At 62.9% G+C, this 15,816-nt stretch carries 12 protein-coding genes; 7 read left to right on the forward strand and 5 right to left on the reverse strand.

The features are described 5' to 3' along the window. Window positions 1–22: 22 nt before the first annotated feature. Both ACIQWO_RS03985 and ACIQWO_RS03990 read right to left on the reverse strand, forming a co-directional pair. Window positions 23–1,063, reverse strand: coding sequence for a CHAD domain-containing protein (locus tag ACIQWO_RS03985; protein WP_402819442.1), 1,041 nt, complete (start codon window positions 1,061–1,063; stop codon window positions 23–25). 288 nt (window positions 1,064–1,351) lie between these two features. Beyond that, window positions 1,352–1,630, reverse strand: a complete 279-nt coding sequence (locus tag ACIQWO_RS03990) for an HU family DNA-binding protein (RefSeq protein WP_039398613.1) — start codon at window positions 1,628–1,630, stop codon at window positions 1,352–1,354. A 473-nt stretch (window positions 1,631–2,103) separates the two neighbouring features. Between ACIQWO_RS03990 and ACIQWO_RS03995 the strand changes: the two genes are divergently transcribed. From ACIQWO_RS03995 to ACIQWO_RS04025, 7 genes are all read left to right on the forward strand, one after another. After that, window positions 2,104–2,928, forward strand: a complete 825-nt coding sequence (locus ACIQWO_RS03995) for a phosphodiesterase (protein ID WP_402819446.1) — start codon at window positions 2,104–2,106, stop codon at window positions 2,926–2,928. Between the two features lie 442 nt (window positions 2,929–3,370). Beyond that, window positions 3,371–4,669, forward strand: a complete 1,299-nt coding sequence (locus tag ACIQWO_RS04000) for a PelD GGDEF domain-containing protein (protein WP_402819449.1) — start codon at window positions 3,371–3,373, stop codon at window positions 4,667–4,669. Further along, window positions 4,662–5,813: a lipopolysaccharide N-acetylglucosaminyl transferase gene (locus ACIQWO_RS04005; protein WP_402819452.1), complete on the forward strand. Its 1,152-nt coding sequence runs from the start codon at window positions 4,662–4,664 to the stop codon at window positions 5,811–5,813. The genes ACIQWO_RS04000 and ACIQWO_RS04005 overlap by 8 nt, the downstream gene beginning before the upstream one ends. Before the next feature lie 5 nt (window positions 5,814–5,818). Then, window positions 5,819–7,558: a GT4 family glycosyltransferase PelF gene (gene pelF, locus ACIQWO_RS04010; RefSeq protein WP_402819455.1), complete on the forward strand. Its 1,740-nt coding sequence runs from the start codon at window positions 5,819–5,821 to the stop codon at window positions 7,556–7,558. Beyond that, on the forward strand, window positions 7,558–8,934 hold the full coding sequence (pelG, locus tag ACIQWO_RS04015) for an exopolysaccharide Pel transporter PelG (protein WP_402819458.1): 1,377 nt from the start codon (window positions 7,558–7,560) through the stop codon (window positions 8,932–8,934). Before pelF ends, pelG begins: the two co-directional genes overlap by 1 nt. Window positions 8,935–9,073: 139 nt before the next feature. Continuing rightward, window positions 9,074–10,096 carry a UDP-glucose 4-epimerase GalE gene (gene galE, locus ACIQWO_RS04020; protein WP_402819461.1) on the forward strand — a complete coding sequence of 341 codons (1,023 nt, stop codon included), beginning with the start codon at window positions 9,074–9,076 and terminating at the stop codon, window positions 10,094–10,096. 276 nt (window positions 10,097–10,372) lie between these two features. Then, window positions 10,373–11,143 (forward strand): ferredoxin--NADP reductase, encoded by a 771-nt coding sequence (locus ACIQWO_RS04025; protein ID WP_402819464.1) that lies wholly within the window; start codon window positions 10,373–10,375, stop codon window positions 11,141–11,143. 171 nt (window positions 11,144–11,314) lie between these two features. On the opposite strand, the gene ACIQWO_RS04030 is transcribed toward ACIQWO_RS04025, so the two are convergent. The 3 genes from ACIQWO_RS04030 to ACIQWO_RS04040 all read right to left on the reverse strand — a co-directional run bounded on the left by ACIQWO_RS04030 (window position 11,315) and on the right by ACIQWO_RS04040 (window position 15,814). Beyond that, window positions 11,315–11,533 (reverse strand): ubiquitin-like protein, encoded by a 219-nt coding sequence (locus tag ACIQWO_RS04030; protein WP_402819467.1) that lies wholly within the window; start codon window positions 11,531–11,533, stop codon window positions 11,315–11,317. Between the two features lie 396 nt (window positions 11,534–11,929). Further along, window positions 11,930–14,173, reverse strand: coding sequence for a TonB-dependent siderophore receptor (locus ACIQWO_RS04035; protein ID WP_402819470.1), 2,244 nt, complete (start codon window positions 14,171–14,173; stop codon window positions 11,930–11,932). A gap of 60 nt (window positions 14,174–14,233) precedes the next feature. Beyond that, entirely contained in the window at window positions 14,234–15,814 is a 1,581-nt protein-coding gene (locus ACIQWO_RS04040) for a PepSY-associated TM helix domain-containing protein (protein ID WP_402819473.1), read from the reverse strand. Window positions 15,815–15,816: the final 2 nt, after the last annotated feature.

Raw genomic sequence — 15,816 nt, forward strand, 5'->3', positions numbered from 1 at the left:
GTGACGTTGGGTGGCGTGATGCCTACGCCTTGCGCATGCCGCGCTCAAGGCGATGGGCATCGGGCAATTGACATAGCACGTGCGCGGCGCGGCTGGTGGCGTTGACGATGATCGCGTCGAGGCGTCCCGTCAGCGTCTCGCGATGTTTCGCCGAGATGGGCATGTCTTCCAGCGCCCGTTGCGCGACCGCAGCGTCGTTGATATGCCCGAGCAACGTTTGCGCGGTGCGCAATGTTTCGTGATACGGCGAGCGAACCGACTTTCGCAACCACGGCGTGAGCGCCTCGGCGCTGTAGCGCGCCTTCTTGATCTTCACGCGCAATGCGTGCAACTGCTCGGTATCGAGCATGGCCAACTGGCGACAATCAGGAAATAACCCAATGTATCGTTCGCGAAGCACGTTATGCGCGTGCTTCGCCAGTGCGCGTGGCCGCTTGCCGGGCGTACGCGACGGACGTCGCAGGGCTTTGGCTGCGCGTGCATCGGCCGTACCGTCGCCGTGAACACCGAAGGCATCGCGCAGCAACGCATGCAACGCGCGTTGGCGTTCGCTGGTCAGCGCGGTGGCGGCTTGAGCCCGGGCGTCGCTGCGCACCTTCGACAGATGCGCATCGACCGCAATCCAGTCGACATCCGGATATTCGAGGCGTAAGGCCGGGAGTGTCTCGGTGGTCAAAACATCCGCGTCGCGCACGGGGCCCATCGAATGCCCGAGCCAACGCAGTTCGGCGACGAGTTGACGCTGCCAGCGCGGTTTGAGCCACGGCGAGTAGATGTCGATCAGCGCACGAAGACGACGCGTCGCAATGCGCAACTGATGAACAGCTTCGGGGGGAATGGTATCGGTATTGGCCGCGCTTTCCGCCGCATCGGGCAGCGCGGGCCATTGCGCCAAAGCAGACGCCACATGCATGACCAGCAGACGAGACGCCGACATACGCCGCATTTGGGCTGACGACGGCAGTGCGACTTCCTCTGCCTGACGAGCGTCGGCAGCAGCGGAGAAAACTTCGGAAGAGGCGGCGGAAGCCGCTAGCGGCGCGCGTGTCATGTTACGCAACATAGCATAGTTGCCTGAGCGCATGACGCGGCAAATCGGGTGCAGCACTTTGTCGCGGGCGCCTGCTTTGCCGCAGAGCGGGGCACAGGCCACCCGCGAGGCACGCAGCGTCACATCAGTCGTGGACCTCGCGAGAGGATGACGTGACGCCTTCTCAATGCTGCGCTTGGCACATCGGGATTCTGGTGCGGAATCCAACAGGAATCCTGTCGAAATCGCAGTCGAAATCGACGGCCGAATGCGAGCAAAAAAGATAGGCCGGCACGGAGGCCGGCCTGCGCGCAACTGGTTTTACTTCTTGTTCACAGCGTCCTTGAACGCCTTGCCAGCCGTGAACTTCACGGTCTTGGCTGCCGGGATCTTGATCGCTTCGCCAGTCTTCGGGTTGCGGCCGGTACGCGCAGCGCGCTTGCCCGAACCGAACGAGCCGAAGCCGATCAACTGAACCGAGTCACCCTTGGCGACTGCCTTCTTGACGGTCTCGAGCAGAGCGTCGATGGTTTCGCCAGTTTGAGCCTTGCTTGCACCCGTAACACCAGCGACGGCGTCGATCAGTTCCTGTTTGTTCATGTGTGTTTCCCTTGAGAGGTGGTGAATACCGGCGACAACTCTAACACTTTCGCCATTTGACGAGTGTCGGTGTTGTATCCGCGCCATAAGGCACGCGGCACACGCCAGAATGTCGCCTTCGCGGCACGTTACGCGAACCTGATCCGAAGACCGGTTTCGTCACGCATCGTGAGGGCGCCGGCACTGGCCGGGCAGCCGCATTATAGAGCCTTCGGCGGGCTGTGGGCCAGTCCTGACAACGGTTTGCGGCGATTTTGTTGTGCAATGCCGCGTACTTTCTTGTTCTTGATGGCAAAACCCCGGTATCTGCGGGCATCTCCGGTCATGCCCCCTCGCAATCCCTTGCTGGGCGGGCTTTGGGGGTTTCCCTAGCGTTTTAGGGCTTGCGCGGACCGGCGTCTTTTGGTTGGTCATTCGGGTGTCATTTACGATGGCTAGCGTGACGCCGCCATTCGACATTGAGGAATCGCTTCATGCTGCTCTGTCAGATCACCGACCTCCACATCACGCGTCCCGGCATGCTCGCTTGCGGACGTGTCGACACCGCGCGCGCCTTGCGCAATGCGATCGCCACCATCAATCGCTGGACGCCACGACCTGACGCCGTCATCGCAACGGGCGACCTGATCGACACGCCGCATCTATCGGAATACGAAGTACTTCGCGAGTGCCTGGCGGACCTTGAAATACCGCTCTACCTGGTGGTCGGCAACCACGATCACCGCGAAGGGCTGCGCGATGCTTTTCCGGAACATGCCTATCTGCATACGAACGATACGTTCGTGCAATACCGCGTCGATCTCGGGCCGCTTACTGTTTTGACCCTCGACACGCAAGACCCGCCGAGCGCGGGCGGTCATTTGTGCGAGGCGCGACTCGCATGGCTCGACGCACAGCTCCACGCCTGCGAGGGACGCCCGACGATCATCGCCATGCACCATCCGCCGTTCGATACGGGCATCGAGTTCATGGACGGCTACGGCCTCTCGGCGCAGGGGCGTGCAGGGTTTGCTCAGGTGGTATCGCAGCATCGTCACATCGAGCGGGTGATCTGCGGGCATCTGCATCGCAGCATTCATGCGAGTGTGGAGGGCGCGCCGGGGATCATGGCGAGTACCTGTGTGTCGACGGCGCATCAGATCACGCTCGGGCTGGCCGCGGGTGCGCCGGGATCGGTCACATTGGAGCCGCCGGGCTTCGCTATGCACCTGTGGCAACCGGGCGCGGGTGTGCGTACGCATCTCGCATACGTCGGTCCGCACGAGGGACCGTTTTCGTTCGATGGTGAACCGCAGTAAGGGGGGGCTTAAATCGGTATCCTGAGCATTCATGCGGGTTGGCGGCGCGAAAGAAATGGGACGAAAGTAGGACTGCGCGTGTGTAAAGTGCTTTTCCATCAAACATACGAGATCAGTTCGGATCAGCAGTCAAAGGCCGTCCCGGTGCGCAAGATTCGCGGGACGGGAGCGACGGGTCTTTCACAGGAACTGTCGATCCGTGGCCCATGACCCAGGCATGAATGAAAAGGCCGGGCAGGGCGCTTTCTGATAACGGGGAATCATGCATACCGATGCCGAACCGGCGAGCGCCCATCGCGCCGGTGCTTCGTCATCTCCTTCCGCTTCTTCGGCTTCCGGCGCATCGACGTCATCATCGTCGCCATCGTCATCGACGACGCGCGTACGCCGATCGCAACCGCTCGGAAATCTGGGACGCTGGGGGCGGCGGGTTGCACCGGCCATGGCGCGTCCCTTTGCGCTGCTGGAGGTCTTGATCGCAACGCTGATCGCGGTGCTCGTGGCCTGGCGCCTTCGTCCCGACGATCCATTGCTGCTCACCACGCAATTCCCGTGGCTATGGCTCGTTTCGCTCATTGGTGCCTTGCGCTATGGCTCGCTGGCAGGGGCGGCAAGCGGTGCCATGCTCATGGCGGCGTGGCATGTCCTGTGCGGCCCTTCCGGCGCGCCGTTTCCGATGGCGCACTTTGCGGGCGGCATGACGATGGCGCTCGTTGCCGGTCACTTCTGCGACATCTGGTCTCATCGCGCGCTCAGATCGCAGGGCATCAACGCTTACTACAGCGACCGCCTCGTCGCGATTACCCACAATCACTATTTGCTGCGCGTGTCGCATGAGCGGCTGGAGCGCGATCTTCTGGCGCGTCCCGTCACGTTGCGCGATGCATTGACGCGTCTGCGCGATCTGACCGTACGGCGTTCGGGCGATGTTCATGGCGCCCCCGGCGGTCTGCCCAACGCACAACCGATGCTCGAATTCGCTGCGCTGACATGCCAGATCGAAGTTGCCGCCTTGTTCCCGGTGCGTGGCGACCGGCTGACGACGACGCCCATCGCACGGGTCGGGGAAGGGTTCGAACCGGACGTCGACGACCCGTTGGTGCGGCACTGTCTGCGCGAAGGCACGCTGGCTCACGTGAAGGCCGACGATGCCGCCAGCGACGGTAGTCCTTATCTGGCCTGTGTGCCGCTGCTTGACGCCGAAGGGGCGCTGACCAGCGTATTGATCGTGCGACGCATGCCGTTCCTCGCGCTCAATCACGACAACCTGCAACTGTTGTTGGTGCTGCTCGCGTACTACGCCGATGGTGTCGCGCATCAGCCGCTCGTGGCGAGCGTCCGAGCATTGGTGCCACAAGCCCCGTATGACTTCGCGCTGGAACTCGGACGGCTCGCGCGTCTAAAGCGCGCGAGCGGCATCGAGTCGTCGCTGGTCGCGCTGGCGTTTCCGCGGGGCGCACGAGGCGACTCGTTGTTCGAGCAGACGGTACGTCAGCGCCGGGCCCTCGACGCCATGTGGACGATTGGCACGCCGCGACGCCAAATCGCCATCGCACTCATGCCCATCACGGACGAGCACGGCATCGACGGGTATCTGATGCGGGTGGAGACATTGCTGCGTCAGCAGTACGACGTCGATTTTCAGAGCGGCCATATTGCGGTGCACACCGCACACGTCGATGCAGACGCCCCCGGCGACGGCCTGCTCAAGCTGATGGAGCGTTGCGTCGATCATGCCTGAGCGCCATTCGACAAGCGGATCCGAAAGCGGTGTCTGGCGACTCAGGCAACGGGGCGCGGCACGTGGTGTGCGCGTCATCCGCTGGGGGCTGACGCTGACCCTGGCGGTGCTCGCCGTCGTAGCGCAGTGGCACGTGCTGCGACTTGTTTTGCAAGCCGCAACGTGGGACACGCCGTTCATCGCCCCAGCCGCCACCGGCCTTGTTCGCGATGCCATGCCCGCCGTGCTGGCATGGCAAGCGATCGCGGCACTGCTTGCGGGCGGGTTCGTGACGTGCGCGCTGCCTGCGAGCTATCGCGACCGTCGTGGCGTGTTCGGGCATATCGCGCTGGTGACCTTTTTCCTCCCGGTGGCGGGCATGGTCGTTGTGATGGGCGTGCTGCTGATGGGCTATCTGTTCCCACCGCCGCGCGAGTCGCTGCCTGCGGGCCGCGTCGAGACACCGGGTTTCGTCTCGCACCTGGTGGCGCGCGTGCGTCATGGTGCGGGCATGCGTCTGCGCGCCCGACTGCGCAACGTGCAGGGCGAGCGGGACGACCGCGTTGCCGCGCTGATCTCTGTGCAGGCGCTGCCCTCGCGAGTCACGAGCGAGATTGCGCGCGACCTGCTGGCGGACCCGGTGGAGGAGGTGCGCCTGCTCGCCTACGGCATTCTCGACGGCATGGAGAAGCGGATCATGCAGCAGATCTTCGTGATGCGCGACCGGCACGAGTCGGCCGAGGACGACGACGAACGCGCACATGCCTGCGTCTGTCTCGCGCAGCTCTATTGGGAACTGATTTATCAGAACCTCGTGCGCGGTGAGGTGCTGCGCTTCACGCTGGATCGCGTGGAGAAGTTTGCGCGCGACGCACTTGAGCAGCACGAAGACGATGCGTCCATGTGGTATCTGCTGGGCCGCTGTGCGCTGATGCGTGAGAACCCCGACGTGGCCGAAATGCATTTGCGTCAGGCGCAGTTCCACAGCTTTCCGACCGAGCGCCTGTTGCCGTGGCTGGCGGAAGCCGCGTTCCAGCGGCGTCGCTATGACCGCGTTTCGCTGTTGCTGGGCGGGCTGGGCGCCGGTGTGACCGGGGCGAAGGGCGTGTCCAATGTCACGGCCTCGCCGGTCGTTCAACCCGCCGTGCGCTTCTGGACGCGCTGACGCCCATGGCTTCGTCCACGTTCCACGCGACGCCCGATCCGTCGTCCCGCATCGGGGCAGACCTCGCAACGACGCCCGCGATGGCGGACGTTGCACTCTTGCTCGAAGGCACCTTTCCGTACGTGCGTGGCGGCGTGTCGTCCTGGGTCGACCAACTGATCCGCGCGTTTCCCGACCTGACGTTCTCCGTCGTGTTCATCGGCAGCCGTCGCGAGGATTACGGCGCGCCGGTCTACCCGTTGCCCGCGAACGTCACACATTTTGAAGCGCATTACCTGTACGAGACGGATGCGTCGTCCGCGACGCCGACAGACGTCGAGGGCGCGCGCACCACATCCCGGAAAAGCGCGGGCGACGCCGAAGCCTTTGCCCGCATCGCCCGGATGCACGATCTGTTTCGTCAGCGATACGAGAGCCGGTCGGGCGGGGCGGGCGGGGTGGCCGGGGTGGCTGATGCAGGGATGGCGGACACTGCGGGGTACATGAAAGTCGATGGCCTGCGCAGCATGCTCGCGCACCTCCTGCCGCTCCTGCGTGACGGCCAGCCGCTGTCGCCCTCGGCGTTCCTGCACAGCGAACGGTCGTGGGAATTCATCACCGAGCGATACGAAAGGTTTTGCCATGACCCGTCGTTCACGGACTACTTCTGGACGATTCGCGCGATGCATCGTCCGATCTGGCAACTTGCGCGCATCGCCAGTGCGTTGCCGCCTGCCCGCATGTATCACACGGTGTCGACGGGATACGCGGGTTTGCTCGGCGCCATGCTGCGCATGACGAACGGGCGAGCATTGCTGGTGACCGAACATGGCAGCTACACGAAGGAGCGCAAGCTCGACCTGCTGCAAAGCGAGTGGTTGCGCGACAACCGGGGGCCCTTCGAGCGCGACATCTCGCGTGTGGGTTACTTCCAGAATCTCTGGATGCGGTTCTTCGAAGCCATCGGGCGGGTCTGCTACGACACGGCAAACGAGATCGTGTCGCTCTACGAGGGCAACCGGCTGCGCCAGATCGGCGATGGCGCGCCTGCGCACAAGACGCGCTGCATCGCCAACGGCGTCGACATTGCACGCTTCGCGGCGCTTCGGGAGAAACGCGTCAAAGGTGTGGGGGGCGCGGCGGACGACGACATCCCACCTGTGGTTGCGCTGATCGGGCGCGTGGTGCCGGTCAAGGACATCAAGACCTTCCTGCGCGCGCTCTTCATCGCTTATCGCGCGCGGCCCGATGTGCAGGGTTGGATCGTCGGCCCGGACACCGAGGATCGGGCGTATGCGCAAGAGTGCCGCGACCTCGCGGCGAGTCTGGGGATGGAGTATCAGGTGAGGTTCATGGGCTATCGCGCCGTCGAGTCGGTGTTGCCGCAGATCGGCGTACTGGCGCTGTCGTCGGTGTCCGAGGCGTTACCGCTGGTGATGCTCGAAGCGGCCGCCGCCGGGGTGCCTGTGGTGGCGACGGACGTCGGCGCATGCCGTCAACTGATCGAAGGCGTTGATCCGGAAGACCGCGCGCTCGGGCGGTCGGGGCGCATTGTGCCGATGGCCGACCCCGAAGCACTGGCCGCCGCCATCGTCGACGTGATGGAGCCGTCGGCATGGCAGGCTGCAAGCGCTGCCGGTATCGCGCGCGTTGAACGTCACTATCGCCTCGACACCGTTCGCGATGCCTATCGCACGCTGTACCGGCGCTGGATGGACGAAGACCCTACGTCGGACATGCCGGGCACCCCGGGAGGCGAGCGCTGATGGCCGGGATCGGGTTCGAGCTTCGGCGTCTGCTGCGAAGCGACACGCTGTCGGGCACGTTCGCGGCCTACAGCTACGCCGGGATCATCAGTGCGGGGCCGCTGGTGCTGTCGATGGTGGGTGTGGTGCTGGTCGGGTTGATGAGTCTCGCGCACGTGCATCCGCAGGTCGTCCTCACGCAGTTTCAGGTGTCGGTGACGCACCTGATCGCGTCGAGCGTGATCGTGACCGGGCTGATCCAGCTCGCGTTCACGCGTTACCTGAGCGACCGGCTCTTCGCCGGAGAACCGCAGGCGGTGATGCCGTCTTTCAACGCCGTGTCGCTGGTGACGACGGTCGTGCTCGGCGGCATTGGCCTTTTGCTGTCGCAAACGCTCTTCGCCGACCAGCCGCTGACGTATCGCTGGCTGATGTGGATCGGCTTCGTGTTGCTGGGTAACCTCTGGATCGTGGTGCTGTTTCTGACGAGCGTGAAGCAGTACCGGGCGATTCTGGGCGTGTTCTGCGCGGGCTACAGCCTGACCGTCGTCTGTGCGGTCCTACTGGGACGGTTCGGCCTGACGGGCCTGCTGGGTGGCTTCGTCATCGGTCATACGGCGCTGCTGCTCGGGTTCACTGTCATCGTCGCGCGCAATTACCGCACGTCCACGTGGCTTTCATGGGCGGTGTTCGTGCCGCGCAATCTGCGATTCTCGCTCGTCGGGGTCGGCGTTTGCTTCGGGCTGGGCGTGTGGATCGACAAGCTGATGTTCTGGGCGTGGCCCGCGACCGGCATGACGGTGATCGGCCCGCTGCGTGCCGCGCCCCTCTACGATCTGCCCGTCTTCCTTTCCTATCTTTGTGTGATCCCGGGGATGGCCGTGTTCCTGCTGCGCATCGAAACCGACTTCGCCGAGGCTTACACCGCCTTTTTCGATGCGGTGCGTCACGGCGGCACGCTGCGCCAGATTTCGGCGTCGCGAGTGCTGATGGTGCGTGCCGTGCGTACAGGTCTGTACGAGATCCTGAAGGTGCAGGCCGTCGTGACGTTGCTCGTCTTCGCGTTCGGTGAAGACATGCTGCGGCTCGTCGGCGTGCCTGGCGGGTGGCAGACGCTGTTGCGTGTCGACGTCGTCTCGGCGGGTTTGCAAGTCCTCCTGCTCGGTGTGCTCAATGTGCTGTTCTATCTCGACCGGCGTCGCGACGTGCTGATCCTGACGGCTATGCTGGTGTGTCTGAACGCCTTGTTCACCGGAGTCAGTCTGGTCTACGGGCCAGCGCTGTACGGCTACGGATTTGCGCTGGCCCTGCTGTGCGTGCTGGCGCTCGGCGCACACCGGCTGACGCGGCGACTCGCGGCGCTCGAATACGATACTTACATGGGGCCGAACGTCTGAACGTCTATGGGGTCCGGTACAGCGACCGCCAGTGGCATGGCGTGGACGGCTGGAGTAAGATGCCGGGTCTCGCGATTGCAATCGTCGTGCACATTTGTGCGAATCGGCCACGCCACACGGGCGTTGCCAAGGCATCTTCATGAACCATCTGGGCACTATTCTCGTTACCGGCGGCGCCGGTTACATCGGCTCGCATACGTGCGTCGAGCTTCTGGCGGCGGGCTACGACGTCGTCATTCTCGATAACCTGTGCAACAGCCACCGCGACGCCGTGGCGCGCATCGGACGCATTGCCGGGCGTGCGCCCGTGTTCGTCGAGGGCGACGCCTGCTCGGCGAGCGTCATGGAAGACGTATTCGCCCGTCACCGCATCGACGGCGTGATCCACTTCGCGGCACTCAAGTCTATCGGCGAGTCGCTTCAGAAGCCGTTCCTCTACTACAAGAACAACCTCGGCAGCCTGCTGACGCTCATCGAGACGATGGACCGTCACAACGTGCGGCATCTGGTGTTCAGCTCGTCGGCGGCGGTGTACGGCAATCAGGTGTCCGTCCCGGTCGAGGAGACGGCGGCGCTGTCCACCGCCAATCCGTACGGTCATACCAAGCTGATGGCCGAACAGATGCTGACCGACACGGCCCAATCTGACCCGCGCTGGCGCATCGGTGTTTTGCGGTACTTCAACCCGGTCGGCGCGCACGAAAGCGGGTTGATCGGCGAAGACCCGGGCGTCACGCCCAATAATCTGATGCCGTTCGTCGCGCAGGTCGCCGTCGGCAAGCAGCCGGTCCTCAAGGTCTATGGGGGCGATTGGCCCACGCCGGACGGCACCGGTATTCGCGATTACATCCATGTTGTGGATCTGGCGCGCGGCCATCTGGCGGCGCTGGCCGGGCTGGGCAAGCTCGACGCCGGGTTCACCGTCAATTTAGGCACGGGCGAAGGGCGCAGCGTGCTGGAAGTCGTGCAGGCCTTCGAGGCCGCCAGTGGCCGTAAGGTGCCGTTCCAGATCGTCGAGCGCCGCTCGGGCGATATCGGCGTGTCCTATGCCAATCCGGCGCGGGCGCAGGCGCTGCTGGGCTGGCGCACCGAGTACGATCTGGCGCGCATGTGTACCGACCACTGGCGCTGGCAGCACCAGAACCCGAACGGCTATCGCTGATCGGGCAGCCCCGTCCGATATGCCTCTCAGGCATATGGATATGTCTTAAATGGCGTTGGGGACAAATGAAAGCAATTCCCAATTGGGGTAAAATGATCGGGTTTTCCCGTCCATAACCGATAGTGCGTACACCTGATGCGCCTGGAGTTCTGGCATCAGGGCCGTCAAGGATGGCCTGCGAAAGCGTCACTCAGGCAAGTCTGGCCGTGTGGGGAAGTTGCCCGTGTGGTCGTGCCGAAGCGCTGTGCCGCCGCCTCCGTTAAACGTCAAGTCAATATGAGCATTCAGAATCAACAGACCGTGCTGGAAGTCCACCACTGGACCGACACGTTGTTCAGCTTCAAGACCACTCGCGACGCTTCGTTCCGTTACGTCAATGGCCAGTTCACGATGATCGGCCTGGAAGTCGATGGCAAGCCGCTGCTGCGCGCCTATAGCATGGCGAGCGCCAATTACGAGGAAGAGCTGGAGTTCCTGAGCATCAAGGTGCAGGATGGTCCGCTGACCTCGCGTCTGCAAAACATCAAGCCGGGCGATAAGGTGATCGTTGGCCGCAAGCCGACGGGCACGCTGATCGATGACAACCTCCTGCCGGGCAAGAACCTGTACCTGCTCTCGACGGGCACGGGCCTCGCGCCGTTCATGAGCATCATCCGCGACCCGGAAGTCTACGATCGCTACGAGCACATCATTCTGGTGCACGGCTGCCGCTTCACCAGCGAGCTGGCCTACCGCGATCTGATTACCCAGCATCTGCCGGAGCACGAGTATCTGGGCGAGTATGTCCGCGACAAGCTGATCTACTACCCGACGGTCACCCGTGAAGACTTCGAAAACCAGGGCCGTATTACGGAGCTGGTCGAGTCGGGCAAGATCTTCTCGGACATCGGTCTGCCGGAGTTTTCGCCGGAACACGACCGCGTCATGCTGTGCGGCAGCCCGGCCATGCTGAAGGACACCCGTGAACTGCTCGAAAAGCGCGGCTTCGTGGAAGGTCACAACCACGCGCCGGGTCATTACCTCGTCGAGCGCGCGTTCGTCGGTTAAGGCGAGCGATGGTGTGACGGCGGTGGCGACTTGCGCTGATTCAATACATCATGCGTCGCTGTCGTAAGGTATTTGGATTGTCCCGGGCGTGATAAACCGGGTGGTTCGACAAAAGGTCGGGTTCTTTTCATGGAATCCGACCTTTTTGTTTTTCGCGCTCATCACGGCTCATTAGCGCAAGACAAGGTGAAGCGTGTTGCCCGCTTGGATGTTGTAGTCGGCAAGTGCCCAATTATCTTCGAGTTGTTTGCCCGAAAATATCAGTCTTTGATTTTCCGGGGGAACCCCCTCCTTTTCCTGAAGCTTTTGCTTAACACCCCCAATGGTGTCAGACGGGTTGACTTCCAAAACAATGTCCTTGCCCGTCAACGTCTTGACCGTTATTTGCATATTCGACCCCACTGAGTTGACTGATTGGTGACTGCGTATCCGCACTCAATCCATCAATGTTGCACTGAGCGCCCGCGCTTTAGCGTGGCGAAGGCCGTAAGAAGCGAACGAAAGCATGGCTACCGTCAAGCTAAAAAAATCGTAGTGCCGAGGTCATGGCGTTTCAAGGTCGGGCACATCCCGTTACACAGCGTCTTGATAGTCGAGATGTATTGGGCCTTCTCGAAGCGAATGAAGGGTAAATCGAGAGTGGGTCCGACGTCGCATAAGGCTACGCCATGTGTTGCTGGCGGACGGAAAATGAAATGTCTCGCCGGGAACACCGTCCGATAATTCGGTCCTTAGATTATCGAGAGGCGTTCCCGGCATCGGCGCGAGGCCAAAGTGCCGTATCGATCAGAAGTCCATCGTGGCGCTGGCGAGGAACGTGCGGGTCGAGCCGGGCAGCACGAACCCGTTGTACGTCGTCGTCCAGTAGTGCTTGTCCGTCAGGTTGTTGATGGCGGCGCGGAACACCACCGACTTGCCCGAGATGCGCGTTGCGTACTTGGCCGACAGATCGATCGTTGTGAACGACGGAATCGACAGTGTGTTGGCGGCATCGACTTCTTGCTGGCCGGTCACCTTGACGCCCGCCGCAAGGGTCAGGCCGCGCACGAACGGCGTGTCGTACTCCACGCGGCCCGTCACCACATAGCGCGGGGCGGCAAAGATGCGCTTGCCCGCAACTGTCGGATCGTCCACGTCGACCGCCTTGGTGTTGAGCAGCAGCACGCCGCCCATCACACGCCAATCATGCGCCAGCCGCACCCAGCCGCTGGCGTCCAGCCCCTGGAAGCGCTGCGTGCCGTCCTGCACATAGAAGTTCGACGCGTTGGTGTAGCCGTAGCCACGCTCGACACGGAACAGTGCCAGATTTGCGCCCCATGACGTCTTGTCGGCCTTCCAGCCCACTTCATACTGCTTACTCTTGAGCGGGCCGTACGTCGTCGGGAAGTTGACGTTGGTAATGCTGGCGGAACCGCCCGGTTCCAGCGATTCGACGTAGCTCGCGTAAGCAGTCGAATCGTTGTCCGTCTTGTACATCAAGGCGAGCGTCGGCGTGACGGGCTTGGCCTTGTACGACGTGCCGGTCTGCCCGGAGATGTCGTACAGGTCGTCGTTGAACTGCGTGTAGCGCAGGCCGACCAGTGCCGAAATACGCGACGTGATGTCGACGGTGTCGCTCGCGAAAATCGCACGTTGCGAGATCTTTTCGCTGCGATACGGCTGGTAATCCATGCCGATGTCCTGATTCGGCAGCAGCGACGGGTTGTAGATGTTGCTCGTGCCGAGCGAAATGCCGTTGCCGCCCAGACCGTTGTCGTTGAGCTTCACCTGCGTTTGGTAAGACACACCGAACACCACGTTGTGCTTGAACGGGCCGGTCGCAAACTTGCCTTCGACCATCGCGTCCCATGCCTGGTAGTAGTACGCCGTCTTCCACTTGTACTGCGTGTCGGTGTAGTCACCTGCCGAGTTCGTGACAAAGAGGAAGCTGTCGCCGTTCAGGCGATTCTGACGGGCGAAGCGATACTTGAAGTTCGCTTTCCACTGATCGTTGATGCGGTAGTCCAGGGCGGTGCCTGCCGTCAGCGCATCGGTTTCGTAGTATGTGAACGGTTGGGCGAGATTGCGTGCGACCTTGTTGGCGTCGGCGACTGCCGTCGCGCCGCCGAAGCTCATGCCGAACAGCGTGCCCGTCGTCTGACGCTTCCAGTAGGCGATGTCCGCCGACCATGTCAGATCTGGCGTGATGCGGAAGTCGGTCGCGAACGAGATCGTCTTGCGGCGCACGTGATTGTTCGGCTCGGCAGTGTTGCCTTCCTCGTTGACGAGGTTCAGGCGATAGCCGAAGCGGTTGTCGGGACCGAAGCGTCCGCCCAGATCGAGCTTCTGGCTCCACACGTTATTGGCTTCGTAGCCAACCGAGAACTGACGCAGCGGCTCGTCCGTCGGGCGCTTCAACACGTAGTTGACGATGCCGCCCGGCGCACCGAAGCCGTACATGAAGCCGGACAGCCCCTTGAGCAGCTCGACCTGTTCGAACGGTTCGAGCGGAATGTCGGCCTGCCACGAGACGAAGTTTTGACCGTCGATCTTGGTGCCGTCGAGCATGTCGACGCGCATACCGCGCACCGCGAAGTACGAGTTTTCGTTGCGCTTGTTTTCCGAGAGCGTGGTGACGGCCGGGTCCCACTTGAAGGCATCCGTCGCCGTCTGCGCCATCTGATTCTTGATCTGCTCGCTGTTCACGCCGACGACCGAGAACGGCGTGTTGACGGCACGCCGCGTGCCGAGTGCGCCGCTCGTCACCCGTTCGACCTTGACGTCTTCATCGCGATTGCTCGACACGGTCGTCGTGGGCAACGCCGCGGTGTCCTTTGCAGCGGGTTGTCCGTCCGACGCTTGCGAAGCTTGAGGCGCTTGCTGTGCGTAGGCCGTACCGGACACGAAGGTCAGCGATGCGGCGCAGATCGCGAACACGCCAGCGATGGCACGTGTGATGGGCGAGGGGGCGGGAACGTGGTGAGGCGTCAAGTCTTGCGCGGCGCGAGGACGAGCGAATCCGCGCCCTGCGAGCGGGCGGTGTTGCAACATCGGTACATCTCCCTGTAGATGACGCGCCGTGTGCCAGCGCGTCCGTCGTGAATCGATCTTTTATTTGTGGGGTGTTTGCGGCATGACTTGCGCCGTAGTTTGGGCGGTCGCGGCCGGACGCGCCCAGACGCTGTTCGGGGCGCCGCGTCGTGCACGGCGCCACGTCGCGCGTGCGAACAGCGCGAAGATCGCGGCACCGGCGAGGGCGATCAGATCGATGCCAGCGAGCACCCAGTCGCCACTGGACAGCGTCCGCACGAGATTGTCGGACGTGAGCATCGCATCCACGGCGGGAATCGCGAGGCAGGCAAGCGCGGTCGCCACGAGCAATCCGGTCGCGGCCACTGCAGGCACGGTCAGCGCGGCGAAGAGCATCGATAGCACGAGCGTGACGACAAAGATCGACAGCGACGTCGCACCCGGCGCGACCACGGCAGCAACGAACGCCACGGCGATGCCGAGGCAGGTGCCAAGGAATACGCCCGCCGTTGCCTTCGCCATCCATTGCAAATTTGCGGGCTGAATGGTGGTGTTGCGCTTGCGACGCGATTCGAGCCAGAGCAGATTGCCGCTGTACACCAGCACGGCACCCATCAGACCGAGGATGAAATACACCCAGCGCATGGCGTCGCCCGCGAAATTACCGAAGTGCGCGCCGTAGATCATGCTGAGCACGGCGTGATTCGTGTCGCGCACTCCGGGGCTGTGCTGGCCGACGATCTCACCGTCGTTCAGGCGGACCGCCACGGCACCGAAGACGCCCAGCGAGTCGTTCGCTTCGCCATAGACTTCGGCCACAGCGTCCGGTTTGCCGTAGCGCGACCAGGCGACAGCCGTCGTCTCGAGATCAGGGGCGGCGTGTTCGGCACGCGCCAGCACTGCCTGAAGATCGAGCGGCCTGCCGTCGACCGGTGCAATCTTGGCGGGCACGGAGCCCGTCATCTGCAAGAACTGCGGGGCGAGCTTGTTCTCGAACGTCAGCACGTTGAACGCCATCATCAATGGCAAGCTCAGGCACAGCAGCGCACCCGTCAGCGCAAAGACGATATGAAACGGCAGACTCAGCACGCCGATGGCGTTGTGCGCGTCTTGCCAGAAGCGCTTCAGATTGCGTCCCGGACGCAACGCGAAGATGTCGCGCGTGACGCGCGGCAGGTGCACGATCACGCCGGAAATCAGTGCCATGCCGTAGAACAGTGACACCACGCCCATCAGATACAGACCGTAGGTCGGGATCGAGAGCGAGTAATGCAGCGAATTGACGGTGTTCGACAGACCGGGGCGCGCATCGCCCGTGATGAGCGACGATGCAGTGCCGTTCGCATTCAGACGCAGTCGTGCCTGCATCCATTCGCCATCGGGCTGTTGCCAGTAGGCGAAAGGCATAGGCGAATGACTGGGCAGCACCACACCCATTTGCTCGCGAGCGGCAGGGTACTGCGCGCGAACCATTTCGGCGAGTTGTTCCGTCTGCGCGAGCGAGAGCGGCGCGTGACGCGTCGCCGGTTGCTCCCAGCGTTCGATTTCGTGATGAAAGACGGTCAGGGCGCCGCCGAGCATGGCGACGAACAACGCGAAACCGGCCACGATGCCAGCCCACGTATGGACACTGAGGTATTGACGAAGCGTTTGAGCGCGCATCG

Source organism: Pandoraea sp. NPDC090278 (assembly GCF_044772185.1).
Taxonomy (GTDB): Bacteria; Pseudomonadota; Gammaproteobacteria; order Burkholderiales; family Burkholderiaceae; genus Pandoraea.